Below are 25,931 nucleotides of genomic sequence, written 5' to 3' on the forward strand. Positions count from 1 at the left end.
ATGGTGACCGACCGGGAAGGCCTGTTAGATTCCCCTTCTCCCAGGGGAGGAAAACACCATGATCCATTTCCCGGACACCCGGAGAAGAAGACGGTTCGCCGAGGCCGTGACCATTCTGCTGATCATTCCGTTTCTGCAGGTGGCACCGGCTTCGGCGGCCACCGGAGCAGCCCCGGCCGAGGCCGGGGAACTGGCTCGGAAGAATTACCCGGTCGACGGGCGGAAAATCGCCGTTCCGGCGAAATACACGCCAACGGAAAACACGAGACGAGCGCAGTCCGCGACCCCGCCGGTGGGCACGGCCCGGCAGTGGATCGCACTCGACGACTTCAAGGGCGGTATCTACCGCAAGAACTACACCCTGCGCGGCACCGGCACCGGCGTCGAGGTCTGGGTGGCCGACGACCTGGCCTTCCAGGCCGGCGACTGCCGAGCGCAGGTCCCGTCGACGGAGATCACCGACGCCCAGGTGACGGCGATGGTCACCGAGTTCGACGGCAACATCCTGCCGAAGGAAGAAGCGCTCTTCAGCACGCCCCCGAGCCGGGACGGCACTGCCGCTCTCCTGGGTCCGGACGCCGCCGGGAACGGCGGGACCTACACCGGTGACGGCACCAAGACCGTCGTGCTGGTCGACAACATCCGCGACCTGAACTACTACGACCGGCCCGCCGCACCGCAGGGCATCACCGGGTTCTTCTCCCGCCAGTTCACCGAACTGCTCGACCGCAACGTGATCAGCGTCGACGCCTTCGACTGGCGCCACCGCACGGGCGCGAACCCGCCGGACGAGCCGACCGCCGACCCGTGCACCAGCAGACCCGCCCGGCCGCGCAACTTCGAGGCCAGCATCGCCCACGAGCGGCAGCACCTGCTGATGTACTACGCCGATCCCTTCGAGTCCGTCTGGCTCGAAGAAGGCATTTCACTGTTCGCCGAGGCGTTCGCCGGTTACGCGAACACGAAAGCCACGGTGTTCGAACCATTCTCCGAGAGCCGGATCGCCTGTTTCCAGGGCTTCGGCAGCGTGGCGACCCCGTTCAACAATCCTCGCGACTGCGGCGGGCCGGAAAATTCGCTCAACCTCTGGGGTGAGGGGAAATCGCCCGCCGACATCGGCCACGCGTACGCGTTCCTGCTCTACCTGCACGACCACTTCGGGGCCGACCTGGTGACGCGGCTGCACCGGGACGGCGAACTCCAGGGGCTCGCCAGTGTGGAAGCCGCCGTCCGGGGCGAGGGCGCGCCCGGCCTGTACCGGGTCCTGCACGACTTCCAGTCCTCGACGCTCCTGGACAAGATCGTCGGCGAACGACGTGGTGTCACCTTCGGCGTCCCGAAGGACCGCGTGACCACGGCGAGCCTGCGCTCCACCGTCAACTTCGCCAACCCGGACGTCCACGACGACCCGGGCGCGGCCCCCAACGGCGCGGACTACACCCTACTGTCCGGCGCCAATGGCACAGTCCTCAATGGACGGCAGCTGAAGTCCCTCGAGTTCACCGGCGCGGACGCCCTACCACCGCTCCCTCTCAAGTGGACGGTCGTCACCGACGACCCGGACCGGCCCGGCAACCCCGTTCTCTGGTCGGGCAACGACTACAACCTGGACTCCGCGGCGGTCACCCCGGTCACCGTGCCGTCCGCGGACCCGACTCTGCGCCTGCTCGCCAAGTACGGCGCCGAGTTCGGCTTCGACCACGCCTACGTGATGGTCTCCGCCGACGGCGGCAAGACCTACACCGCGGTCGCCGGTGACCGGACCGTCGAGGCGCCGCTCGGCCCCGGGCTGAACGGCACCACGGAGGGTTTCGAGCCGCACTCGTTCAACCTTTCCGCCTACGCGGGCCGGTCGGTCCTGCTCAGCTTCCGCTACATCAGCGACGGCGGGACCAACGAGGGCGGCCTCCGGGTCGACGACGTCACCCTCGGTGGCACCCCTCTCAGCGACGGCTCGAACCTGGACGCGTTCGACTCGCCGACCGAGGCCGCCCCGATCGAGGTGGCCAACTGGAACGTCCGCCTGATCGGGTACGACGAGCGGCACAACGCGGCCCTGCAACTGGAGTTCGACGGGCAGGACCGGTTCAGCCTGAGCAGGCATCAGCTGCTACTGCTGGCCCCGTTCCCCCGGGTCGTCGCGGTGATCGCCTACGACGAGCCGACCGAACGGGTGCAGCAATACGCGCCGTACACCCTGACGGTCAACGGCGTCACCCAGCCGGGTGGTGTCTAGGACCAGCCCTCCTGGTGCTCGGCCGCCTCCTTGTCGGTTTCGGCGGCCGCGCGCTGGGACAACGTGGCGACGGCCTCCTCCAGCCCACGCTGGACGTCGTCGCCACCGGCGCGCTCGGTGTGCAACTCGATGGTGACCTCGCTGGTGCCCGGTTCGGTCTCGGTCACGCTCAGCTCACCGTGGTAGTCGTCCTCACCGGGCGCGCCCCACTTCAGGGTCCGGGCGCCCTGGTCCACGCGCAGCCACGCCTCACCCTCGACGTGCTTGCCGTGCACCTCGGCCTCCACGTGGACCCGGTCGCCCCCCTCGCGGTGCGCCTCGGTCATCGACGGCAGGAAGTGGGGCAGATTGCCCGGCTCGGCGAGGTAGCCGAAGAGGTCCTCGGCGGGCACGTCGACGGTCCCGGTGTGGTGGTAGGACGGCATCAGTCCACTCCTTAGTTCTGGTGCTGCTCGTGCTCCCCGGGTACCCGAACACGCCGCCTCCATGTCACGAATGTGGCCCCCCGATGGACACAAATGTGGCTTTCGGGGCGAATTCGGCCCCCAAAGCCACATTCGTGGCACTGGTCCCAGCCTCCGCCCAGGAACCGGCCGGGAGCCGGGCGCCCAACGCGACCACCACGGCACCACCCCCCGAGCAACAGTCACCCGGGCGCCCAACGCGACCACCACGGCACCCATCCCTCCCCATCCCCGGTCCCAAGCCCGCAACACGGCGGGGGTGCCGAGGTCAAGGCATCTTTCCCGCCTTGACCTCGGCACCCCCGCCGTAGTCACACTGAAAAAACCGGGGTGGCAAACCCCCGAGTCAGCCGGAAACCGCATCCGGCTGAGTAGGCATCTCCTTCAACCGCCCCACCGGCGAAGCCATCAGCGGGAACAGCATCGCCACCGACGCGATGGCCAGTACCCACAGGGCCGTGTGCAGCCCCCACCACGTCGCCAGCAGGCCGGCTACCGGGCCCCCGATGGCGCCGCCGCCGAAGAGGGCCATGCGCATGGCCGCGCTCATGCGGCCCATCAGGGAGTTCGGCGTCAGGTTCTGCCGCAGCGACTGCACCAGCACGTTGGAGATGCCGAGCCCGGTGGACACCAGCAGGAACGAGCCGACGAAGAACACCACCGCGCCCGCTTGCGCGGCGGGTGCCACGGGGATGAGCAGCGGCGCGATGAAGATCAGCCCCAGCGCGAGCCGGTAGCAGGCACCGACCGGCAGCCGCCGGAGCAGGGGCGGGGCGGCCAGCGAGCCGAAGATGCCGCCGATCGCGGCGATCGACATGATCACCCCGAGCAGGACCGCGCTGATCCCGCGATCCCGCACCGCGTACACCAGGAACATCGCCGAGACGCCGGTGATGGAGAAGTTCACGAACACCCCGACCACGGCGATGGCCCGCAGCATCCGGTGGCCGAACACGAACCGCAGCCCGTCGACCAGTTCCCGCCGCAGGTGCCGTCCCTCGGCCGGGGGCACCACCTCCGGTTCCTTCGCCTTGATCGCCACCAGCGCCACCAGCGACGCGAGGTAGGAGATGGCGTCGATGAGCATGGCGAACGGCGCGGTGAACACGCTGACCAGCACCCCGGCCACGCTCGGCCCGGCGGCGTCGGAGGAGGAGGCGGTGATGCCGAGCTTGGCGTTGGCCTCCACCATCAGCCGCCGGTCGCGGATCAGCACCGGCAGGTACGCCATCCAGCTCAGGTCGAAGAACACCGAGGCCACGCCGATCAGGAAGGCGATCACGAACAACGGCCCTATTTCCAGCATCCCGGCCCAGGCCAGCGCCGGGACCAGGCCGATCAGCACCATCCGGACCAGGTTCGACGCCACCATCACCGGCTTGCGGCGCATCCGGTCGACCAGCGCGCCGAACAGCATCGCGAAGGCCAGGAACGGCGCCAGCTGCAGGAAGCGCAGCCAGCCGATCTCCTCCGCGGTGGCGTCGAACACGTAGATCGCGGTCAGCGGCAGCGCCAGCATGCTGATCTGGCTGCCGTACAGCGAAATCGTCTCCCCCGTCCAGAACTTCAGGAAGTCCCCGTTGTGCCACAGGGATTTCGGCGGGGCGGTCTCCGGTACGGCCTCGGGTGGCGAGTCGGTCATGGCTGTCCCCTCACTGGTGCGTTCACGGTCACGAGTTCGTCGATCGCGCCGGCGATCGCGCTGAGCGGCATCCCGCCGTAGAGCAGGCGGAGGTTCCCCCGGATGCCGAAGGTCTTGTTGATCCGGCTGACCGCGCGCATGGCCTGCAGCGAGTTGCCGCCGAGATCGAAGAAGTTGGCGTCCACGCCGACCTTCTCCACGCCCAGCACCACGGCGAAGAGGTCGGCGACCGCCTTCTCGGTGGCGGTTTCCGGCTCGGCCGAGGAATCGCCGTTCTCCGGCAGGGATTCCGGCGCGGGCAGTGCTTTCCGGTCGATCTTGCGCGCGGCGGTCAGCGGGAACCCCGCGAGCCGGACCCACGCGGCCGGGATCATGTGCTCGGGGAGCCGGTCGGCGAGGTGGCGCCGCAACTCGGCCGGTTCCGGGGCGCCTTCACCGCTGTAGTAGCCGACGAGGAGCTGCTCGCCGCGCGGATCGGTGCGCAGCGACACCGCGGCCATCCGCACCCGCTCATGGGTCAGCAGCGCCGCTTCGATCTCGCCGAGTTCGACCCGCAGGCCACGCAGCTTCACCTGGTTGTCGATGCGGCCGAGGAACTCCAGCTGCCAGTCCTGGGTCCAGCGCACCAGGTCACCGCTGCGGTAGACGCGGCCCTCGGCGCGGAACGGATCCGGCACGAACGCCTTGGCGGTCAGGTCCGGACGGCCGAGATATCCCCGCGCCAGCCCCTCGCCGCCGATGAGCAGCTCGCCGGGCACCCCTCGCGGCACCAGCTGCCCCGCCGGGTCGACGACGTAGAGCAACCGGTTCGGCTCCGGCCTGCCGATCGGCGGTCCCGTCCGCCAGGTCACGTGCTCGCACACGTACTCCGTGCAGGCGACCGCCGCCTCGGTCGGGCCGTAGAGGTTCACGAACCGCCTGCCGGGCAGGTTCCACTTGTTCACCAGCTCGGCGGGCAGCGCGTCGGCGCCGTTCATCACGTGCCGCAGGTGCGGGTACGGTCCGGCGTCCAGCAGCGAGAGCATCGCCGGGGCCAGCCCGGCGTAGGTGACGCGCTGCTCGCGGATCAGCTCGACCAGGCTCTCCGGCGACTGCGCGTCGCGGTGGGAGACGAGCACGAGCGTGGCGCCGGCGGTCAGCCCCGCCCAGATCTCGCCCTGCGACATGTCGAAGGTGATCGCGGGCAACTGGAGCATCCGGTCGCCGGGCGCGAAGCCGAACGTCCGGTGGTAGCCCTGCAGGAAACACGACAGCGCGCGGTGGTCGATCAGGACGCCCTTCGGCTGCCCGGTCGAGCCCGAGGTGTAGAGGACGTACGCGAGCGCGTCGCGGGTCACCGGCACCGCTTCCGCTTCGCTCGACGGCCAGCCCAGGTCCAGGTCCAGCGTGCGCCGGCCGGACGAGGGCGGGAGCCCCGCGGCGAACTCGGTGCGGGTGATCAGCAGCGGGGCCGCGGTGTCCCGCAGCATGAAATCGAGCCGGTGCGCGGGGTGGCGCGGGTCGAGCATGGCGAACGCGGCGCCGGTCTTCCACACGGCGAGCATCGCCACCAGCGTGTCCAGCTCGCGGTCCAGCGCGAGCGCGACGATCTGCCCGGCGCCGATCCCGCCGGAGCGCAGGTACCCGGCCAGTCCCCCGGCGCGGCGGTCGAGTTCGCCGTAGGTCAGCTCGGCGCCTTCGCAGATCGCGGCGACGGCGGCCGGGTTCGCCGCGGCGACCCGCTCGACGACCACGTGGACCGGATCGGCCCACGGCTCGACCTCCTCCCCGCGTCCGGCCGCGAGTACCGCCGCCCGTTCCTCCGTATCCAGCAACGAAATTCGCGAGACGGGCAGCGACGGAGTGGCCAGCGCGGTACGCAGCACCTCCTGCAGGTGCCGCAGCAGGGCGTCCACCCGCCACCGGTCGAACAGGCCGCTCGAATAGGACAGCTGCGCCCGGAGTCCCCTGCCCACCTCGAAGAAGTTCAGGTTCAGGTCGAACATGGGCTGGGTGGCGCCCGCGTCCAGCCAGGTGACGGTGAGCCCCGGCAGCGTGGCGGCGGTGGCCGAGTTGCCCGCGTCCAGCACCTGCATGGCCACGCCGAACAGCGGGTTGCGCCCCGGTTCGCGGACCGGCCTGACCCGGTCCACCACCATCTCGAACGGCGCCTCCTGGTGGTCGAGCAGGTCGAGCACCGCGTCGGAAACGCGGTCGGCCAGCTCGGTGAACGACGGGTCGCCGGTGAGCTCGGTGCGCAGCACGACCATGTTGGCGAACAGGCCGACCACGTCCTCCAGTTCCGGTTCGGTGCGGCAGTGCATGGGCACGCCGATCGGCACGTCGGCCACCCCGGTGTACCGGGCGAGCACGACCGAGAGCGCGGTGGCGAGGACGGCGAACCGGGACTTTTCGTGCCTGCGGCAGTAGCCGTCCAGCGCCCGCACGATCGCCGGGTCGAGATCGGCGGTGACCGTGCCGCCCGCCGAGGCCGGTTCGACCGGGCGGGGCCGGTCGGCCGGCAGGTCGAGCACCGGCAGCCCGGCCAGCCGCCGTTCCCAGAAGTCGAGTTGGCGGGCCAGCTCCCCCCGCTGCCAGCGATCTTTCTGATCGGCAACGAAGTCCCGGTAGCGCAGGCGCGGTTCCGGCAGGTCCGGCTCGGCCCCGGCCAGCAGTGCACCGTACACAGTGGACAGTTCGGCGTTCAGCACGCGACCGGACCAGCCGTCGGTCACCAGGTGGTGGCAGTCCACGCCCAGCGCGTGATCGTCCTCGGCCAGCCGCACCACGACGAACCGCGCGAGCGGGCCGGTGCCGAGGTCGAACGGGGACGCGGCCGCGCGCGCCAGTTCACCCTCGACGATCGCGTCACGTTCGGCGGGTGGGTGCCCGGTGCGGTCGAGCACGGTCAGCGCCACCTCCCCCGGCACTCCGATCACCTGGTAGGGCGTGCCGTCTTCGGCGGCGTGGAAGGTCGCGCGCAGGCTTTCGTGCCGCTCGACCAGACGGTTGAGCGCGCGGCGGAGCACGCCGAGGTCGAGCGGGCCGCCGATGCGGAACCCGTGGTGCACGTGGTAGGTCGTCGCCCCTGGTGAGAGCTGGTACAGGAACCACAACTGCAGTTGCGCGAACGAAAGCGGCAGCCTGCGCTCCATGGAAAAATCCCCTCACTGTGGTCCGATCCGCGCCGGGCGCGTCAGCCCGCCGCGCCGAGGTGCCCGGTCCGGCTGTCCGTTGTGGACGGATGCGCGCCGTGCTCGCGGAGGCACAGCACGAAACCGACCGTGGCCGCCGAGTTGTCCGCGACCGCGTGCACCACTTCGATCCGGCGCCCGGCCGGACCGGCGACGCGCACCGCGACCAGCCCGGCCGGCACCGCCGCCGCCGCGGGCGCCAGCGCCACCCCCACCCCGTCGCGGGCCAGTTCCGCCGCGGTGTCCCGGTCCTCCACGCACGCGGCCACCCGCGGCTGGAACTCGGCGGCCGCGCAGGCCCGTTGCAGGTGCCGGAACTCGTCCCCCGCCTCCGGGCCGGCCACCCACCATTCGTCCCGCAGGCCGCGGAAGGTGACCGACGCTTCGCCGGCCACCCGGTGCCCCGGTGGCACCAGTACGGCGAGTGGTTCGTCCGCCAGCGGCCAGGTGGCGACCTTGCCCGGCCACACCCGCGGCACCAGCTCGTACCGGGACACCACCGCGACGTCGAGGGAACCGGAGGTAATGCCGTCCACCAGTTCCGTGGATTCCCCGGCCACCACGGACAACGCGAGCGGCGAACTGCTTCCGGCCAACCGGCGCAACGCCGGCCGCGCGTACCGCAGGCCACCGGCGCAGAGCCCGATCCGCAACCGGGTCACCCCGCCACCGGCGTCCTCGGACTGGTCGAGGTTCGCCAGCATGTCGAGCAGCGGCGTCGCCCGCTCCGCCAGCCGGATCGCCGCCGCGGTCGGCACCACCCCCCTCCGGTCCCGGTTGAACAGCGGGCGGTCGATCGCCCGTTCCAGCCTGCTCATCTGCTGGGAGACCGCGGAGGGCGAATAGCCGAGCAGGCGTGCGGCATCGGCGAACGAGCCGAGTTCGACCACTGCCCCCAACGTGCGGAGCCACACCGGGTTCAACACGGTCGGAGAATATGTCGCCATCCGGGAAAATGGTAGGGATCTGCGCACATTCTCGATGAAGAAAACCGCTTAGCCACACTATGAAACGCCGTGCCAGCGATACAGCACAGCCAGTGATTGTGACTGGGCGGAAACGGCGGCGCGGTCAAGATCGGTCGAAATGCGAGCCGGGTCCGTCATTGCACGACGAATTTTCACCCAGCGAAAACACCGCATTTCGCCCACCGCGATCGGTCAGGACCGCTTAACACCCCATCACCGATTGACGGCGCCCCCGTCGGGGCAAGATATTGACAGTTCAACCTCACGCTCTGCTAGATTGCCAGGTCAACGGCCACTGGCCGGGGAGCAGGGGAGTCACAGGGGTGTTCGCCACGGGCCGTCCGGCCCGGCGGACTGCATGATCGCGAACCCACCGGAACGCGGCCCGATCAACGGCGGCGGCTGGTTTCCAGCCGGGCGGATCCGGCGGCGCGAATGACGCACGAGGGGAATCTGCGTGGTTATGAGCAAAACTGGTTTTCGCACGCCTTCGGCCGTTTCGATCGGCGGTACGACGACGATTAGGCGACTCGAGTCGATCGACGAGTACCGGCAGTGCGAAAAACTGCAGGAGCAGATCTGGGGGCCCGCCGACATCGGCGGCAACCGGGTGGTCGCGATGCTGACCGCGCAGGAGAACGGCGGCCACGTCTTCGGCGCCTTCGCCGAAAGCGGGGAACTGGCCGGCTTCGCCTACTCCTTCGCCGGGTACGGGCCGGACCGCAGGCCGCGGCTGTGCTCGATCATGATCGCGGTGGACGAGCGGTTCCGCGGGCAGGGCCTCGGTTACCGGCTCAAGCAGGCGCAGCGCCACGACAGCCTCGCCAAGGGCATCGAAGTGATCACGTGGACCTTCGACCCGCTGCAGCGGGTGAACGCCGCGCTGAACATCCGCAGGCTGGGCGCGATCGCCCGCACCTACCGGGCGAACCTCTACGGCAACTTCACCGGGCTCAACTCCGGGCTCGACACCGACCGGTTGGTGGTCGAGTGGTGGCTGCGCCGCCACCCCCGCCCGTCCCGGTGGCACGCGCCGAGCCTGGCCACGCCGATCTGCCAGGTCATCGCCGATCCGCGCAGCGGGCTGCCGCGGATCGCCTCGACCGACCACGACGTCGACAGCGACACCCTCTTCCTGCCGATCCCGCCGAGCCTGGCCGAACTCAAGCGCGTCGACCTGGCACTGGCGCAGGACTGGCGGGCTCGGACGCGCGAACTCTTCGGAGACTACCTCGGCCGAGGTTACGTGGTCGTCGATTTCCTCACCGCCGGCAGCTGGCCGGGGTACGTGCTGCGGCGGCCGCCGTGCTGAACGTCCCCGAACTGTTCGCCGCCACGGCCCGGCGCTCCCCCTGCCGCCCGTTCCTGGTCGAACTGACCGGCTCCGGCCGCGAGGTCATCACCTACGGGCAGGCGTGGCGCCGCGTCAGCGCGCTGATGACCGTCCTGACCGGGCACGGCGTGCGTCCCGGCACCCGCGTGGTCGTGGTGCTGCCCAACCAGGCCGAACTGGTCCACCTCTGGCTGGCCGTGCTCGCGCTCGGCGCCACGCTGGTGCCGCTCGACCCGCGGCTCACCGAAGCGGAACTGCGCGCGCTGGTCCGGCACGCCGACCCGGTGCTGCTCGTCCGGCCTCCCGGGCGGGCGCTGCGGACGGACCGCCCGGTGCTCCACAGTGGACAGGACTGGGGCGAAGCCACGCCGGTACCGTCCCGGGTGGACACGGCGAGCCCGGCCGTGGTGCTCTACACCTCCGGTTCCACCGGCCGCCCCAAGGGCTGCCTGCTCCCCCACAGCAGTTTCGTGGCGCCCGCCGCGCACATGGCGGACCGGTTGCGCCTCACCGAAGACGACGTCCTGCTCCACGTGCTCCCGTTGCACCACATGGCGGGGTTGTCGTTCCTGACCACCGCGGTGACCGCGGGCGCGAGCGTGGCGCTGGTGCCCAGGTTCAGCGGTACCCGGTTCTGGGCCCAGGCGGAAGCCAGTGGGGCCACGGTCTTCCGCCACCTCGGCGAGATGCTCGCGGTGCTGTGTGCCCGCCCGCGAGCGGACGCCGAGCGGAACCACCGGCTGCGGCTGGCCTACGGCGCGGGCGCGACGCCCGCGGTGGCGGGCGAGTTCACCAGCCGGTTCGGCGTGCCGACGGTCGAGGGCTACGGCATGTCCGAGACGAACACCGTGTTCTGCGGGACACCCGAGGACTCACGGCCGGGCACGCTCGGCGACCCGTTGCCGCACATCCGGTTCCGGCTGGTGGACGCCGGCGGCGAGGTCCGCGGCCGCGGGGTCGGCGAACTGCAGGTCGGGCGCAATCCCGCGTTGTTCGGCGGCTATCTCGGCGCGCCGGAACTCACCGCGGCCGCTTTCGACGACGGCTGGTACCGCACCGGCGACCTGGTCGCCAGGGGCGCCGACGGCGCACTGCGCTTCGTCCGCCGGATCACCGATTCGATCCGGCGGCGTGGCGAGAACATCGACCCCGCCGAGATCGAGCAGGTCGCCGAGTCCTTCCCCGGCGTGCGCCGGGCCGCCGCGGTGGGTGTGCCCGCCGAGGTCGGCGGCGTCGACATCATGCTCTACCTGGAGCCGGTGCCCGGCGAATCGGTGTCCACGGCGGCGGTGCTCACCCTGTGCATCGAGCGGCTGGCCACCTTCAAGCTCCCGCGGTACCTCGAACTCGTGGACCGGCTGCCGCTGACCGCCACGCAGAAGATCGACAAGGTCGCGCTGCGCCGGTCGTCGGCCGCCCGGTTCGGGGCGGTGGCCCGGTGACCGGCCTGGAGCACCGACTCGAAGCGGTACGCGCGCTGGGGCGGACCGTGACCGCACGAGCGGCCGAACTCGAGGAGCTCGCGCTGGCGGCACTGGGGTTCCCGCGCCGGGTCATCCGGGCCGACATCGACCTCGCCGCACGCAGGCTGGCCGTGTTCGGTGACCTGCTGCCCGCGCTGCGGGGCCGCGAAGCACTCGGTTCCGTGGCACTGGCACTGCCGGGCAACGCGATCCTGAGCAACCCGGTCGCCGCCGCCGGTTCGGCGTACCTGGCGGGCAACCAGGTGCGGGTCCGGTTCCCGCGGCGGCGCAAGGAATGGGCCGACGTAGTGGTGGAACTGCTGCGGGACGCGTTCGGCACGGCCATCGAGCCGCACGACGAGACGGGCGCGCAGTTCCTCGGCGACGCCTTCGCCGATCCGGACGTCGGTGCCGTGCTGGTGTTCGGCGCGGACGACTGGATGCTGCCCTACGAGGACGCCGCCCGGCTCAGCGGCACGAAGGTGCTCTTCGAAGGACCGGGCAAGGACCCGTTCCTGGTGCTGCGCGGGGCGAACCTCGCGGCCGCCGCCGGGGCGCTCGCCGCCAGCGGCACCTACAACTCCGGCCGGGCGTGCACCGCACCCGAGCGCGTCTACGTCGACGAGCGCCTGCACGACCGGTTCACCGAAGAACTCGCCGAAGCCGCCGAGGCGTTGCCGACCGGTGAGCCCGGTGACGAGCGGACCTGGATCGGCCCGCTCCTGGCGGCCGACGCGACCCGGGTGCGCCGCCAGGTCGAACTGGCGGTCGCCGGGGGTGCGCGGGTCCTCACCGGCGGCTCCCCCGGTACGCCCACCGTCCTGGTCGACGTGGACCAGGAGATGGAGGTCATGCGGGCCGAGACGTTCGGGCCCGTGCTGCCGGTGCTCGCGGTCGCCGACGCCGCGCAGGCGGTGGCGTTCGCCGAGGACTCGCCGTACGGGCTCGGCGCGACCGTCTACGGCGGCCCGGACTGGGTGCCCGCCCGGCTCGCGCGCAGCCACGGCGCCGTCCACCGCGGGGAGACCTGGCTCGACCACCGCGACCGGCTGCCGCTCGCGCCCTACGGCGGCAGGCGCCGCTCCGGGTGGGTGTGGGAGTGGCGAGGAGACCGCTTCACGCGGTGGGACGGCCCGCGCTCGGCCGTTGCCGAACTGTCCAGCCTGGAAATCTGACAAACAACGAGGGGAATCCGATGCGGGACAACGAAAACCTGCCGTTCGAGCTGTCCGAGTACCAGCGGCGGCTGGCCGTGGTGCGCGAGGGCATGGCCGAGCGCGGGATCGACCTGGCACTGGTCAGCGTGCCGGAGAACATCTACTACCTGACCGGCTACACCACGCTCGGCTACTACATGTACCAGACGCTGCTGGTGCCGATCGACGGTGAGCCGCTGCTGCTGACCTACATCGAAGAGAAGATCAACATCGAGCGGCTGTCCTGGCTGGAGCGCTTCGTCAACTACGGCGTCGGCGAGGACCCGATCGAGGTCACCGCGCGGACCGTGGCGAGCCTCGGCGTCGCGGGCAAGACGCTCTCGATCGAGGAGAGCGGCTACTTCTTCCCGGTCCGCACCTACCGCAGGCTGGTCGCCGAACTGTCCGGGGTCACCTGGGTGGACGGCAGCGGCCTGGTCGAGTCGTGCCGGCTGATCAAGTCGCCCGCCGAGATCGCCTACATCCGCGGCGCGGCGAACGCGGCCATGGCCGGGATGGTCGAGGCGCTGGCGACCGCGCGGATCGGCGCCACCGAGAACCAGGTGGCCGCCGCGGTCTACCGGGCGACGCTGGACCAGGGCAGCGAGTACCCGGGCAGCCCGCCGTACGTGATCAGCGGCGAGCGCTCCGGCCTGCCGCACGGCACCTGGGAAGGCCGCGAACTGCGGGAGAACGACATCGTCTTCCTCGAGTTCTCCGGCTGCGTCAAGCGCTACAGCGCGGCGATGATGCGCACGGCGTTCCTCGGCGACCCGCCCGCCTGCGTGGCCGACCGCGCCACCGCGGTGATCGACGGGCTCCAGCACGCCATCGACGCGATCGCGCCCGGCGCCACGTCGGGTTCGGTGGACGAGGCGTGCCGCAAGGCGATGCTCAGCCACGGCTTCGGCGACCACACCCACGAGACCGGCTACTCCATCGGTGTCTGCTACCCGCCGGGCTGGAACGAGAGCCACATCATGAACCTGCACCCCGGCGACGAGACGGTGCTGCGGCCCAACATGGTGTTCCACCTGGTGCCCTCGCTGATCGTGCCGGAGCTCAACGGGCACGTCGGCTTCAGCGAGACGGTCGCGGTCACCGAGACCGGCTGCGAGGTGCTGACCGACAAGCGGGTTCCGCGCCAGTTGCAGCTGCTGCCCACCGGGGGCCGCTGATGGCCGCCGGCGGACTGGCCGTGCTCGGCGGCCCGCAGCTGATCCCCGGCGGCATCGACGAGTCGGTGTGGCCGGAGGTCGACGAGTCCGACCTGGACGCGGTGACCGGCACGCTGCGCTCGGGCAAGCTCAGCTGGTTCAACAACGTCGAGGTCAAGGCGCTCGAGGAGCAGTGGGCGCGGTACGCGGGCACGAAGCACTGCCTGGCGCTCAACAGCGGGACCGCGGCGCTGCACGCGGCGGTCGCCGCGGTCGGCGTCGGCCCCGGTGACGAGGTCGTCGTGCCCGCGCTGAGCTTCCTCGCCTCGGCCAGTTGCGTGCTGCACCACCAGGGCATCCCGGTCTTCGCCGACATCGACCCGGTCACCTTCACCCTCGACCCGGCCGAGCTGGAACGGGTGGTGACCCCGCGGACCAAGGCGATCATCGTGGTGCACCTGCACGGCCTGCCCGCGGACATGGCGCCGATCCTGGACTTCGCCGGGCGCCACGGGCTGGCGGTGATCGAGGACGCGGCACAGGCGCACGGCGCGACCTACCGCGGCCGCGCGGTCGGTTCGCTCGGCTCGGTGGGCGCGTTCAGCATCATGGCGGGCAAGAACCTGCCCACCGCCGGCGAGGGCGGGCTGCTCACCACCGACGACGCCGAGCTGCGCAACCGCGCGGACGCGGTGAAGATGTTCGGCGAGCAGATCGGGCCGGACAACGAACGCGAGTACAACGCACACACCATCGGGTTCAACTACCGGATGAGCCCGATCCTGGCCGCGATGGCCCGCAGCCAGCTGGCCCGGCTCGACCGCTACACCAAAGAGGTGCAGGCCGGGGCCGAACGGCTGGCCGCGCGGCTGTCCGAGCTGCCGGGGGTGCGCCCGCCGGTGGTCCCGGCCGACCGGACCCACGTCTACCACCACTTCCGCATCACCCTGGACCCGGAAGCCGCCGGGGTCGACCTGCCGCCGGGGGTGTTCCGCCAGGCGGTGCAGAACGCGGTGGCCGCCGAGGGCGCGCCGGTGTCGATGTGGCAGAACCGCCCGCTGCCCGGCCAGGCGCTGTTCCGCGACCTGACCGGCTACGGCAAGGGCTGCCCGTGGACCTGCGGGCACGCGCGGCCGGTGCGGTACCGGCAGGAGGAGTTCCCCCACACGCTCGCGGTGATCCAGCGGACGCTGCTGGCGGGCACCCGGCTGTGCATGGCCTCGCTGCGGGACCCGGCTTCGGTCGAGGCCTACGCCGACGCCTTCACCAAGGTCATGACGCACCGGGACGCACTGGTCACCTACGCGCGCGGCCTCGACTACGCCGAACCCTGGGAAACCGCGAGCCGGCTGTGGTGAACCCGGAACCCCGAACTGGAGGAAGCATGACCACGACCGGAACCCGCCCGCTCACCGAGCTGGCCACCCGGATCCGGCACCACATCGCCGAGCTGGCCACCACCAGCCCCGGCGCGCACGTCGGCGGCTCGATGTCGGTGACCGAGATCCTGACCGTGCTGTACTTCGACGGCGTGCTGCGGGTGGACCCCGACGATCCACAGTGGAACGACCGGGACCACCTCATCTACAGCAAGGGCCACGCTTCGGCCGCGTTGTACGCCGCGCTGGCCGAACGCGGCTTCTTCCCGGTGGCCGAGCTGGCCGCCTACAAGCAGCCGGGCAGCAGGCTCGCCGGGCACCCGTCGCGCTCGATCCCCGGGGTCGAGTGGGCCACCGGCTCGCTCGGGCACGGCCTGCCGGTCGGCGTCGGCATCGCGCTGGCCAACCGGCACGACCACAACCCCGGCCGCGTCTTCGTGGTGCTCGGCGACGGCGAGTGCCAGGAGGGCTCGATCTGGGAGGCGGCCATGTCGGCGGCGCACTTCGGCCTGGACAACCTGGTGGTGGTCGTGGACCGCAACGGGTTCCAGGAGGACGGGCCGACCGAGGAGATCATGGCGCTGGAGCCGTTCGCGGACAAGTGGCGCAGCTTCGGCTGGCAGGTGTCCGAAGTGGACGGCCACGACGTGACCCAGCTCGGCGACGCGCTGCACCGGCTGCCGTTCACCGCCGGGCAGCCCAGTTGCGTGATTGCGCGGACCGAGAAGGGCCACGGCCTTTCGTTCACCGCCAACACGCACACCTGGCACTACGGCAAGTTCTCCGCCGAGCAGTACCGGCAGGCGCTGGCCGAGCTCTCCGGACAGCGAGCGGAGGCGGGCTCATGACCGGGACCGTCACGCCACTGGCACCGGGCAGCGCGGACTGGGTCCGGCGGCACGGGCTGTCCGCGATCGACACCTGCCGGCTGGCCCAGTTGCACGCCGCCGACGCCGACAACCGGATCACCTCGATCGAGGGCGACCTCGGTGACTGCGGGGGCGACGCCTTCGCCGAACGCCACCCCGAGCGGTGGTACGACTTCGGCATCGCGGAGGCGAACCTGGTCGGGGCCGCGGCGGGGATGGCCTCACGCGGCAAGATCCCGTTCGTCAACACCTTCGGCGGGTTCGCGCTGACGCGGGCCTGCGAGCAGGTGCGCCTCGAACTGGCCTACCACCAGTCGAACGTGAAGATCGCGGGTACGTTCACCGGGATCGTCGCCGGGTTCTCCGGCCCCACGCACCACTGCGGGGAGGACCTCGCGATCGCGCGGGCCATGCCCGGCATGGTGGTGCTCGCGCCGGCCGACGCCGTCGCGGCCTACCAGCTGACCCTCGCCGCGGCCCGGTGGCAGGGCCCGGTCTACGTCCGGCTCGGGATCGACCCGACCGACCAGGTCTACGACGACAGCGCGTCCTTCAGCATCGGCGGCTCCACGGTCCTGCGCGAAGGCGAGGACGTGACCATCGTGGCGGCCGGGCTGACCAGCGTCGCCACCGCGGTCGCCGCGGCGGATTCCCTGCGCTCCCAGGACATCCGTGCCCGGGTGGTCGACCTGTACTCGATCAAGCCGGTGGACCGCGAGGTCCTCGTCGAGTCGGCCCGGCGCACCGGGCTGATCGTCACCGTCGAGGAGCACTCCACCATCGGCGGGGTGGGCGCCACGGTGGCCGAGGTGGTCGCGGCCGAAGCCCCGGTGCCCGTGCGGATGCTGGGCATGCCCGACGAGTACGCGCACGAGATCGGTTCCTACGAGACACAACTGCGCCGGTGCGGGCTGGACGTGGACAGCGTCACGGCCGCCGTCGCCGGAGAAGTGAGGAGGTGGCGGCGATGACCGAAGCATTGGGCATCCTGATGCTCGAAGGCAAGATGGCCGACGTTCCGGGTTGCATGGTGAACGAACAGACCTGGCCCTACCCGGTGCGGCGGATGGTCGTGCCGGGCGCGAAGACCCCGCGCACGGCCGAAGACGCCAAGGCACTGCTGCCGCTCTACGTCGAGGCGGCCCGTGAGCTCGAACAGCGGGGCGTGCGGGTCATCACCGCCAACTGCGGGCTGATGGCGCTGGTGCAGCAGGAGGTGGCCGCGGCGGTGCGGACCCCGGTGGTCCTCTCCAGCCTGGTCGCGGTGCCCGCGGTGGCCAGGATGATCGCGCCCGGCACGCGCATCGGCGTGCTGACCTTCTTCCCGGACGCGGTCGGCGAGCACAACTTCACCTCGTGCGGCTGGTCGAGCGCGGACTTCCCGGTCAGCGTGGCCGGGGTCGGCGAGTACGAGTCGTGGCGCCGGTTCCTGGCGACCAAGGAGGCCGACGCCGAACTGCACGCCGAACTCCGCGAGGACCTGCGCCGGGTGATCCACGAGTTCCTGGCCCGTGAGCCGGACATCGGCGCGCTGGTCAGCGAATGCACCATGCTGCCCGCCGTGCTGGACGAACTGCGCCCGGACCTGCCGGTGCCGGTGTTCGACATCCTCACCGTGCTCGACTGGACCGTGAGCGGGTTCGGCAGGCAGCGCAGCGACGGAAAGGTGACGGCCGGTGTCTGACTTCTTCCACCTGGTCCCGCAGATCCACTATGGACGCGGTGCGGCACGGCTGGCCGGTGCGGCGCTCGCCGGGCTCGGCGTCCGGCACGTGCTCGTGGTGTCGGACCCCGGGGTGGTCGCGGCCGGGGTGCTCGAACCCGTGCTCGACTCGCTCAGGACGGCCGGGGTCGCCGCCACGGTGTTCTCCGGCGTGCGCACCAATCCGTCCGAAGTGGAGGTGGCCGCGGCGGCGAAGGCGTATCAGGACAACGGGTGCGACGGTTTCCTCGGTGCCGGTGGTGGCAGCGCACTGGACGTGGCGAAGTCGGCCGCGGTGGTGGTCTCCCACGGCGGCAGCATCGTCGACTTCGAGGACGGCGCCCGCCCGGTCACCGAGCCGACCCCGCCGCTGGTGCAGGTGCCGACCACTTCGGGCACCGGCAGCGAGGCGGTGGCCGGCGCGATCATCACCGACAGCCGCCGCGTGTTCAAGATGCACGTGGTGGCCACCGGGGCACAGGTGGCGCTGTGCGATCCGGAACTGACGCTGACCCTGCCGCCCGGGGCCACCGCGGCCGCCGGGATCGACGCGCTGGCGCACGCGATCGGCGCGTACGTCTCCGCCGAGCGCCAGCCGCTCGCCGACGCGATGGCGCTCTACGCGGTGTCCACCATCTCGCGGGCGCTGCCCGAGGTGGTGGCGGACGGGTCCGATATCGGGGCCCGCGAGCGGATGATGACCGGCAGCCTGTCCGCCGGGATCTCGATGAAGGGCGGCGGCGCGGTCGACCACGCCTTCGCGCACGCGGTCAACGCGATGTTCGACGTGCACCACGGGGTCGGGGTCGCGTTGTTCCTCGCGGACGGCATGGAGTTCAACCTGCCGCACCTGCCGGAGCGGTTCGCCGCGCTGGCCGGCGCGCTCGGCGCGGGCGACTCCGGCGAGGACGGGATCCAGGCGGTGCGGGAGCTGGTGGCCGGCTTGCCCATCCCGAGCCTGGCGAAGCTGGGGGTGACCGAGTCGCACGTGCCGGACCTGGTCACGAAGATGATGGCCGACGAGTTCCACCTCTCGCTCAACCCGGTTCCGGTGTCCAAAGAGGACGCTGCGGAACTGTTCACCGCGGCCGTGCGGCGGGGTGGTGCGTGATGGCGCTCACCGAGTGGTACGCCGACTACGGCCTGTCCAGCCGCACCACCGCCCGCCGCGCGCAACTGGAACTGGCGCGTGAGGACGACCGGATCTTCTCCGTGGAGAACGACCTCGGCCTGCCCGCGGTGCCGTTCGACAAGGAGTTCCCGGACCGCTACCTCCAGGTCGGCATCGCCGAGGCCGACCAGATCGGCATCGCCGCCGGGATGGCGGTCCGCGGCAAGATCCCGTTCGTCAACACCTTCGCGGTGTTCGGGACCATGCGCGCCTGCGAGCAACTGCGCCTCGACGTCTGCTACAACGGCGCCCCGGTCAAGGTGGTGGGGTACTACACCGGCCTGTCCGGCGGTTACGCGGGACCGAGCCACCAGTGCGTCGAGGACATCGCGCTCACCACGGCGATGCCCGGCATGACCGTGCTGTCCCCGGCGGACGCGTACGAAACGTACCTGGCCGTACGAGCCGCCGCCGCGCATCCCGGGCCGGTGTACCTGCGGGCCAGCCGCGGGCCGACACCGGCGGTCTACGGGGCTTACCGCAGTCCCGTCGAGTTCCGGATCGGCGAGGCGGTCGTGCTGCGGGATAACGGGGACACCGGGGAGGCCACGGCCGACGTGAGCATCCTCGCCACCGGCTGCCAGATCGTGCCGATGGCGCTGGAAGCCGCGGAACTGCTGGCGGACAACGGGATCCGGGCGCGGGTGGTCAACGTGCACACGCTCAAACCGCTGGACCGGGCGGCGATCCTCGCCGAAGCCCGGCGCAGCCGGCTGCTGGTCACCTACGAGGACCACAACCGGGTCGGCGGGCTCGGTTCCCTGGTCGCGGCGACCGTGCTGGGGGCGCATCCGGTGCCGGTGCTCAGTTTCGGCGTGCCGGACCAGTACTGCGCGCAGACCGCGGAGTACGACGAGATGCTGGTGCGGTACGGGCTCGGCCCGGCCCAGGTGACCACGGCGGTGTTGCGATGGCTGTCGCAGCACTGACCGGCGCCTGGACCGCCAGGGAGCTGCCCGAACTCCGCGTCGGCACCGGGGTGCTCGAGCAGCTCGGCGAAAGCGTCGCCGCGCTGGGCATCGCCCGCCCGCTGGTGGTCTCCGACCCCGGCGTGGTGTCGGCGGGCTGGCCCGCGCAGGCCCTCACCTGCCTGCGGGCCACCGGGTTCCGGCCGCATTCGTGGTCGGGGGTGCGGCCGGACCCGGACGCCGCCGTGGTGCACGGGTGCCTCGACGCCCTGACCGGGCAGGGGGGCCACGACGGTATTGTCGCGATCGGCGGCGGCAGCACGATCGACGTGGCCAAGGCGTGCTCCGGGTTGTCCGCGCATTCCGGGCCGCTGGGCGACTACGAAGGCCTCGGCCGGTTCACCGAGCCGGGCGTGCCGGTGGTCGCCGTGCTGACGACCCCGGGCAGCGGTGCGGAACTGTCCCGGCACGCCACGATCGCCGACGACGGCGGGCGCAAGTTCGCCGTCAGCGGCCGGTGGCTGGCTCCGAAACTGGTACTCGCCGATCCGGAAACGCTGTCCACGCTCCCGGCCGAGGTCGCGGTGGACACCGCGCTGGACGCGGTGCTGCACGCGATCGAGGCGTACCTGGCGCGGGCCGCGACGCCGTACAGCGACGTGTGCGCCCGCATGGCCCTGCAGATCCTCCGCGACGCGATGCCGCCTGGCCCGGGCACCGCGCTGATGACCGGCTGCCTCACCGCGGGCATGGCGATGGCCAACACCAACGCCGGGGTGGTGCACGCGCTGGGTTATCCGCTGACCAGCGAGTACCGCATCCCGCACGGCCGGGCCAACGCGCTCGTCGCGCCGGCGGCGTTGCGTGCCCTCGCCGACGTCGTCCCGGACCGGTACGCCGAACTCGGGCACCTGCTGGGCGGGACGGCCGACCTGGCGAAGGCCTTCGCCGCGCTGCGCGACCGGGCCGGGGTGGCCGCCTCCCTCGCCGACTTCGGCGTGCCGCGGGCGGACCTGCCGCGGCTGGCCGCGCTCGCGACCGCGTACGCGCCGGTCCTGCGCAACACCCGGCGGCGATTCACCGAAGCGGACCTGTGCGAGCTGTACCGGTCCGCCTGGACAGAGCGGAGGCACCACGCGTGATCGACCTCCTCGACCGGCTGGTCTCCATCGAATCCCCCGCCGGCCACCCGCTGGGCTGCCACGCCGTGCAGGACGTCGTCGGCGCGGAACTGGCCGCGCTGGGCGCCCGCCTGGAACGGCACACCGCGGACAACGGCACCCCGGTGCTGCTGGCCAGGTGGGGGCGCCAGGAGCGCCCGGTGCTCGTGCTCGGCCACGTGGACACCGTCTTCGGCCTCGGCGAGCTGGCCCGGCGCCCGTTCACTGTCCACAACGGACACGCGCGCGGGCCCGGGGTGTTCGACATGAAGGCCGGGCTGGTGCAACTGGTCGAAGCGCTGCGGCGGCTGCTGCCCGCCGACCCCGAACCGGACCTGACGGTGCTGCTGAACGCGGACGAGGAGCTGGGCAGTCCCGGCTCGGAACCGTTCCTGGTGGCCGAAGCCCGGCGCAGCGCCTGCGCGATCGTGCTCGAACCGGGCGGACCCGGTGGCGCGATCAAGACCGCGCGCAAGGGCATCGGCTTCTACGACCTCGCCGTCACCGGCGTCGCCGCCCATCCCGGGCTGGACTTCGAGCGCGGGGTCAACGCGATCACCGAACTGGCCGCCCAGCTCGGCGAACTGGCCGCGTGCAGCGGGATGGACGAGGGCACCACGGTCAACATCGGGACCGTGCGCGGGGGCACCGGCCGCAACGTGGTGGCCGCGCACGCCGTCGCCGAGGTCGAGACCCGCTTCTGGACCGCGGAGGCGGGCGAACGGGCCGACGCGGCTGTCCGCGCCCGTGTCCCGCACCACCCCGGCGCGAAGATCACCGTCACCGGCGGCGTGCACCGGGGCCCGATGCACCGCGGTGCCGCGGCCACCCGGCTCGCCGGGCTGGCCCGCGAATGCGCCGCGGCCGATGGCTGGCAGGCCGGGGAGCTGGCGGTCGGCGGGGTCAGCGACGCCAACGTGGTCGCCGCGCTGGGCGTGCCCACCGTGGACGGGATGGGCGCCGAAGGCGGCGGCGCCCACGGCCCGGACGAGTACGTGCTCACCGGCTCCATGCCCCGCCGGGCCCGCTGGCTGGCGGCCCTGCTGGCCCGCCTCACCGAACCCGGTTTCCGCCTCGATCCCGTTGGAGACGCAGTATGAGTTCCCCCACGAACGGCGAACGGCTCCCGCTGTCCTTCGGCCAGGAGCAGCTCTGGTTCCTCGACCAGCTGGCGCCGGGCCGCACCACCTACAACACCGCGGCCAACCACCGGCTGACCGGGACGCTGCGGCACGACCTGCTTCACGCCGCGCTGAACGACATCGTGCGCCGCCACGAATCCCTGCGCTGCACCGTGCACGTCGACGACGGCGCGCCCTACCTGCTGGCGAGCCCGCCCGCACCGGTCGATCTCGAGTACGTCGACCTGAGCGGGCTGGAGCCGGAGGCACGCGAGGCGGCCGCGACCGAGTTGCTCGCCGAGCGGGTCGACACCCCGTTCGACCTCACCGCCGGCCCGCTCTTCCGGTACACGCTGGTGAAGCTGTCGCCGTCGGAGCACATCCTGTCCCAGCGCTTCCACCACATCATCACCGACGGCTGGTCGAACGGGCTGATGAACGCCGAACTGGCGGCCACCTACGCGGCGCTGGTCAACGGCGATCCCCCGCCGGACGAGCCGTCCGTGCTGCGGTACGCCGACTTCGCCGCGCGGCAGCGCGAACTGCAGGCCAACGGCGGTCTGGAGGCGCAGCTCGAGTACTGGGAGAAGCGGCTGGCGGGGTTGCCCGCGCTGGACCTCCCGGCCGATCGCAGCCGTCCCGCCGAGCAGAGCTTCACCGGCGGTTCCCTGAGCGTGGTCCTGCCGCCCGCGATCCTGACCGCCGCCCGCGCGGTGGTGAAGGAACGCGGCATCTCGATGTTCATGCTGCTGTCCGCGGCGGTGGCCGCCCTGCTGACCCGCTACACCGGGCAGGAGGACATCCCGATCGGGATCGCCACGCTCGGGCGCACCGATCCGGACTTCGAGGAGCTGGTCGGGTTCTTCACCAACATGGTGGTGCTGCGGGCCGACACCGCGGGCGACCCGGTGTTCGGTGAGCTGCTGGAGCAGGTCGCCGAACACGTGATGGACGCCTACGACAACCAGGACGCGCCGTTCGAGCTGGTGGTCGACCGCGTGCAGCCGACCCGCGACCTGGGCCGCAACCCGCTGTTCGTGGTCGGCCTGCAACTGATCGACGGGCGCCTCTCGGCCACCGACTTCGCCATGCCGGGCCTGCGTTCCGAGCCGGTCGGCCTGGCGAACCCGGTGTCCCGCTTCGATCTGGCGCTGAACTTCGTCGAGCTGTCCGACGAACTGCACCTGGTGATCGAGTACTCGGCCGACCTGTTCGACCGGTGGCGGATCGAGGCGCTCGCCGGCCACCTGGCCCACCTGCTGCACGGGGCCTGCGCCGACCCGGACCGCCCGCTGTCGCGGCTGCCGCTGATGGCCGAGCCGGAACGGGCGGAGCTGCTGGCCGCGGGCCGGGGCGAGTTCCTGGAGTACGGACCGGAACCGGTGCACGCCGTGGTCGCGAGAACGGCCGCGGAACGACCGGACCACCCGGCCGCGGTGTTCCAGGGCGAAGAGCTGAGCTACGGCGAGCTCGAGCGCAGAGCCGGGGCGCTGGCGCGGTACCTGCGGGCGAGCGGCGTCCAGCCGGGGCAGATCGTGGCCGTGGCCATGGAACGCGACCTCGACGCGCTGGTCACCTTCCTCGCCGTGCTGAAATCCGGGGCCGCCTACGTGGCCCTCGACCCGGCCAATCCGGCCAACCGGCTGGACTACATGCTGCGGGACACCGCGACCCCGCTGGTGCTGACCCAAACCCGGGTGCGGACCCGCATCCCGGAGTCGGGGCCGTGGCAGGTGTTCGAAGTGGACCGGGAGTGGGCCGCCGTCGCGGCGGTGGAAGGGACTGCGCTGCCGGAGTGGGCGGATCGCGACTCGCTGGCCTACGTGCTCTACACCTCGGGCTCCACGGGCCGTCCCAAGGGCGTGCTCATCCAGCACCGCGCGCTGCGATCGTTCGCCGAGTCCTACCGGCTCGTGTTCGGCCTGGTGCCGGAGGACCGGATGCTGCAGCTCGCCGCGCTGTCGTTCGACATGTCGCACGGCGAGATCTTCGCCGGGCTGTGCGCCGGTTCGACCATGGTCCTGGTGGACCAGGAAGCGGGCACCGCGCCGGACGCGCTCGCCCGGCTGATGCGTGCGCAGCGCACCACCTACGCCTGCATGTCACCGGCGATGCTGTCACTGGTCGAGGCCGGGCCGTACCCGGCGCTGCGCAAGATCATGATGGGGGCCGAGGCCATCCCGGCCGAGGTGGTCACCAAGTGGAACGTGGACGGCCGCCGGCTGATCAACGTCTACGGGCCGACCGAGGCGGCCGTCGGCTGCACGGCCTACGAGTGCCCGCCCGGCCCCTGCCACGCGGCCCCGCCGATCGGCGTGCCGTTCCCGGACCGGCGGATGTACACAGTGGACAAGTACGGCGACCTGGTGCCGCGCGGGGTCCCGGGGGAACTGCTCATCGGCGGCCCGGAAGGGCTCGCCCGCGGGTACCTCAACCAGCCGGGGCTGACCGAGGCGGCGTTCACCGCGGACCCGTTCCACCCCGGCGGGCGGGTCTACCGCACCGGTGACCTGGTCCGCTGGACCCGGGACCGCCAGCTGGAGTTCGTCGGCCGGGTGGACAACCAGGTGAAGCTCCGCGGGCTGCGCATCGAGCTGGAGGAGATCGAGGCCGCGTTGCTGTCGAGCCCGGACGTGAGCACGGCGGCGGTCTCGCTGCGACCCGACCGCCGCGGTGAACCCCGGCTGGTCGGCTACGTGACCCCGGTGGACGGGCGGGAAGTGGCGCCTGCGGAACTGAAGGCACACGCCCTGGACCGGTTGCCGGAGTACATGGTGCCGACCGCCTGGGTGGTGCTGGAGCGCATGCCGCTGACCGCCGCGCGCAAGGTCGACCGCGGCGCGCTGCCCGATCCGGCACCGGACGTGGCCGAGGAGTTCCTGGCACCGCGGACGCCGACCGAGCAGACCGTCGCGGGGGTGTTCACCGAGGTGCTCGGCGACCAGCGCATCGGGGCGGCGAGCAGCTTCTTCGACAACGGCGGCAACTCGCTGGAGGCGCTGCGCCTGGTCAGCAGGCTGAACCGGGCGTTCGGCATCCGGTTCAAACTGCGCAGGCTCTTCGGCAACCCGACCGTGCGCGGGATCGCGGCGATCATCGACGAGCAGCTCGCGCAGCGGGCCCCGGTCCGGGTGGCGGCCGATGGTGCCTGAGCCGCTCATCCCGCTCCGCCCCGCCGGCGCGGGCACCCCGCTGTACTGCGTGCACCCCGCGTCGGGCTCGGCGTACTCGTACCTGCCGCTGGTCCAGCGCCTCGAAGCCGACCGGCCGGTCTACGGCATCGAGGCGCCCGGGTTCGACGACGAGGACGAGGAAGCCCTGACCTCGGTGGAGGAACTGGCCGAGCTGTACCTGTCCGCGATCGCCGCCGAACGGCCGGGCGAGCCGATCGCCCTGCTCGGCTGGTCCATGGGCGGGGTGATCGGCTACGAGATGGCCCGGCGGTGCGGCACGCCGCTGCTGATCACCGTGGACACCCCGGTGCCCATGCCCGAGCCGATGCCGACCCCGGAATCGCTGCTGCACCGGTTCGCCGTGGACCTGACCGGCGCCGATCCGTTCGCCGAGCAACGCGAACTGGACGAGGCGCTGGCGGGCTCGGCGATCGACGAGGACTCGATCGAGGACGCGCTCGCCGGGCTCACCGCGGCGGGCGTGATCTCGGCCGAACTGGACCTCGGGACGCTGACCCGGCGGTACGCCGTGCACCGCGCCAACACCATCGCGCTGCACAGCTACCAGCCGGTGGGCGGGCACCCCGGCCCGATGGTCACCGTCAAGGGCACGGCCTCACCCCCGGACGGGATGGACTGGTCGGGCCTGTGCGCCGAGGTCACCGCGGAAACCGTGCCGGGCGACCACTACACGATGTGGCAGGGCGACGGCCTCACCGCACTCGCCGCCGCCGTCAACCGCGCCCTGCTCCGAACCTGACCGCGCCCACCCGGCCCCGGCCACGGCCCCGGCCAATGCTAGGAGTGGGGCATTAC

At 71.7% G+C, this 25,931-nt stretch carries 19 protein-coding genes; 15 read left to right on the top strand and 4 right to left on the bottom strand.

From position 1 onward, the window contains the following. Positions 1-58 precede the first annotated feature (58 nt). Positions 59-2,236, top strand: coding sequence for a M6 family metallopeptidase (locus JOM49_RS31535; protein ID WP_209667810.1), 2,178 nt, complete (start codon positions 59-61; stop codon positions 2,234-2,236). On the opposite strand, the gene JOM49_RS31540 is transcribed toward JOM49_RS31535, so the two are convergent. The 4 genes from JOM49_RS31540 to JOM49_RS31555 form a co-directional block, all read right to left on the bottom strand. After that, entirely contained in the window at positions 2,233-2,661 is a 429-nt protein-coding gene (locus JOM49_RS31540) for an SRPBCC family protein (RefSeq protein WP_209667811.1), read from the bottom strand. The genes JOM49_RS31535 and JOM49_RS31540 overlap by 4 nt on opposite strands. 385 nt (positions 2,662-3,046) lie before the next feature. Further along, positions 3,047-4,342, bottom strand: coding sequence for an MFS transporter (locus JOM49_RS31545; protein WP_209667812.1), 1,296 nt, complete (start codon positions 4,340-4,342; stop codon positions 3,047-3,049). After that, positions 4,339-7,476: a non-ribosomal peptide synthetase gene (locus JOM49_RS31550; protein WP_209667813.1), complete on the bottom strand. Its 3,138-nt coding sequence runs from the start codon at positions 7,474-7,476 to the stop codon at positions 4,339-4,341. Before JOM49_RS31550 ends, JOM49_RS31545 begins: the two co-directional genes overlap by 4 nt. Positions 7,477-7,517: 41 nt before the next feature. Next, on the bottom strand, positions 7,518-8,441 hold the full coding sequence (locus tag JOM49_RS31555) for a LysR family transcriptional regulator (protein WP_209667814.1): 924 nt from the start codon (positions 8,439-8,441) through the stop codon (positions 7,518-7,520). Between the two features lie 505 nt (positions 8,442-8,946). Here JOM49_RS31555 and JOM49_RS31560 point away from each other — a divergent pair. The 14 genes from JOM49_RS31560 to JOM49_RS31625 are packed head-to-tail and all read left to right on the top strand — an operon-like array spanning position 8,947 to position 25,875. Continuing rightward, positions 8,947-9,795 carry a GNAT family N-acetyltransferase gene (locus tag JOM49_RS31560; RefSeq protein WP_209667815.1) on the top strand — a complete coding sequence of 283 codons (849 nt, stop codon included), beginning with the start codon at positions 8,947-8,949 and terminating at the stop codon, positions 9,793-9,795. Then, positions 9,789-11,258: a class I adenylate-forming enzyme family protein gene (locus tag JOM49_RS31565; RefSeq protein WP_209667816.1), complete on the top strand. Its 1,470-nt coding sequence runs from the start codon at positions 9,789-9,791 to the stop codon at positions 11,256-11,258. The genes JOM49_RS31560 and JOM49_RS31565 overlap by 7 nt, the downstream gene beginning before the upstream one ends. Then, complete coding sequence (locus tag JOM49_RS31570; protein WP_209667817.1) at positions 11,255-12,454, top strand: aldehyde dehydrogenase family protein; 1,200 nt, start codon at positions 11,255-11,257, stop codon at positions 12,452-12,454. The genes JOM49_RS31565 and JOM49_RS31570 overlap by 4 nt, the downstream gene beginning before the upstream one ends. 20 nt (positions 12,455-12,474) lie before the next feature. Continuing rightward, complete coding sequence (locus tag JOM49_RS31575) at positions 12,475-13,653, top strand: M24 family metallopeptidase (protein ID WP_209667818.1); 1,179 nt, start codon at positions 12,475-12,477, stop codon at positions 13,651-13,653. Beyond that, positions 13,653-14,990, top strand: a complete 1,338-nt coding sequence (locus tag JOM49_RS31580; protein ID WP_209667819.1) for a DegT/DnrJ/EryC1/StrS family aminotransferase — start codon at positions 13,653-13,655, stop codon at positions 14,988-14,990. The genes JOM49_RS31575 and JOM49_RS31580 overlap by 1 nt, the downstream gene beginning before the upstream one ends. A gap of 26 nt (positions 14,991-15,016) precedes the next feature. Beyond that, positions 15,017-15,859: a transketolase gene (locus tag JOM49_RS31585; protein WP_209667820.1), complete on the top strand. Its 843-nt coding sequence runs from the start codon at positions 15,017-15,019 to the stop codon at positions 15,857-15,859. Further along, positions 15,856-16,851, top strand: coding sequence for a transketolase family protein (locus tag JOM49_RS31590; protein WP_209667821.1), 996 nt, complete (start codon positions 15,856-15,858; stop codon positions 16,849-16,851). Before JOM49_RS31585 ends, JOM49_RS31590 begins: the two co-directional genes overlap by 4 nt. Next, positions 16,848-17,564, top strand: coding sequence for an aspartate/glutamate racemase family protein (locus tag JOM49_RS31595; protein WP_209667822.1), 717 nt, complete (start codon positions 16,848-16,850; stop codon positions 17,562-17,564). The genes JOM49_RS31590 and JOM49_RS31595 overlap by 4 nt, the downstream gene beginning before the upstream one ends. Further along, a complete protein-coding gene (locus JOM49_RS31600) occupies positions 17,557-18,693 on the top strand; it encodes an iron-containing alcohol dehydrogenase (RefSeq protein ID WP_209667823.1) in 1,137 nt (378 codons plus the stop codon). Before JOM49_RS31595 ends, JOM49_RS31600 begins: the two co-directional genes overlap by 8 nt. Then, positions 18,693-19,682 (top strand): transketolase family protein, encoded by a 990-nt coding sequence (locus tag JOM49_RS31605; RefSeq protein ID WP_209667824.1) that lies wholly within the window; start codon positions 18,693-18,695, stop codon positions 19,680-19,682. Before JOM49_RS31600 ends, JOM49_RS31605 begins: the two co-directional genes overlap by 1 nt. After that, positions 19,664-20,803: an iron-containing alcohol dehydrogenase family protein gene (locus tag JOM49_RS31610; protein WP_209667825.1), complete on the top strand. Its 1,140-nt coding sequence runs from the start codon at positions 19,664-19,666 to the stop codon at positions 20,801-20,803. Before JOM49_RS31605 ends, JOM49_RS31610 begins: the two co-directional genes overlap by 19 nt. Further along, a complete protein-coding gene (locus tag JOM49_RS31615; protein WP_209667826.1) occupies positions 20,800-21,921 on the top strand; it encodes a M20 family metallopeptidase in 1,122 nt (373 codons plus the stop codon). Before JOM49_RS31610 ends, JOM49_RS31615 begins: the two co-directional genes overlap by 4 nt. Further along, on the top strand, positions 21,918-25,094 hold the full coding sequence (locus tag JOM49_RS31620) for a non-ribosomal peptide synthetase (RefSeq protein ID WP_209667827.1): 3,177 nt from the start codon (positions 21,918-21,920) through the stop codon (positions 25,092-25,094). The genes JOM49_RS31615 and JOM49_RS31620 overlap by 4 nt, the downstream gene beginning before the upstream one ends. Then, positions 25,084-25,875, top strand: a complete 792-nt coding sequence (locus JOM49_RS31625; RefSeq protein WP_209667828.1) for a thioesterase domain-containing protein — start codon at positions 25,084-25,086, stop codon at positions 25,873-25,875. The genes JOM49_RS31620 and JOM49_RS31625 overlap by 11 nt, the downstream gene beginning before the upstream one ends. The last annotated feature ends 56 nt before the right edge of the window (positions 25,876-25,931 follow it).

This window comes from Amycolatopsis magusensis, assembly GCF_017875555.1.
GTDB lineage: Bacteria > Actinomycetota > Actinomycetes > Mycobacteriales > Pseudonocardiaceae > Amycolatopsis > Amycolatopsis magusensis.

Bases quoted from the DNA above. Each gene is read 5' to 3' on its own strand.
- JOM49_RS31535 (WP_209667810.1), top strand. From the start codon at position 59: ATGATCCATTTCCCGGACACCCGGAGAAGAAGACGGTTCGCCGAGGCC.
- JOM49_RS31540 (WP_209667811.1), bottom strand. From the start codon at position 2,661: ATGCCGTCCTACCACCACACCGGGACCGTCGACGTGCCCGCCGAGGAC.
- JOM49_RS31580 (WP_209667819.1), top strand. From the start codon at position 13,653: ATGGCCGCCGGCGGACTGGCCGTGCTCGGCGGCCCGCAGCTGATCCCC.
- JOM49_RS31610 (WP_209667825.1), top strand. From the start codon at position 19,664: ATGGCTGTCGCAGCACTGACCGGCGCCTGGACCGCCAGGGAGCTGCCC.
- JOM49_RS31590 (WP_209667821.1), top strand. From the start codon at position 15,856: ATGACCGGGACCGTCACGCCACTGGCACCGGGCAGCGCGGACTGGGTC.
- JOM49_RS31550 (WP_209667813.1), bottom strand. From the start codon at position 7,476: ATGGAGCGCAGGCTGCCGCTTTCGTTCGCGCAACTGCAGTTGTGGTTC.
- JOM49_RS31575 (WP_209667818.1), top strand. From the start codon at position 12,475: ATGCGGGACAACGAAAACCTGCCGTTCGAGCTGTCCGAGTACCAGCGG.
- JOM49_RS31605 (WP_209667824.1), top strand. From the start codon at position 18,693: ATGGCGCTCACCGAGTGGTACGCCGACTACGGCCTGTCCAGCCGCACC.
- JOM49_RS31545 (WP_209667812.1), bottom strand. From the start codon at position 4,342: ATGACCGACTCGCCACCCGAGGCCGTACCGGAGACCGCCCCGCCGAAA.
- JOM49_RS31585 (WP_209667820.1), top strand. From the start codon at position 15,017: ATGACCACGACCGGAACCCGCCCGCTCACCGAGCTGGCCACCCGGATC.
- JOM49_RS31560 (WP_209667815.1), top strand. From the start codon at position 8,947: ATGAGCAAAACTGGTTTTCGCACGCCTTCGGCCGTTTCGATCGGCGGT.
- JOM49_RS31595 (WP_209667822.1), top strand. From the start codon at position 16,848: ATGACCGAAGCATTGGGCATCCTGATGCTCGAAGGCAAGATGGCCGAC.
- JOM49_RS31620 (WP_209667827.1), top strand. From the start codon at position 21,918: ATGAGTTCCCCCACGAACGGCGAACGGCTCCCGCTGTCCTTCGGCCAG.
- JOM49_RS31625 (WP_209667828.1), top strand. From the start codon at position 25,084: ATGGTGCCTGAGCCGCTCATCCCGCTCCGCCCCGCCGGCGCGGGCACC.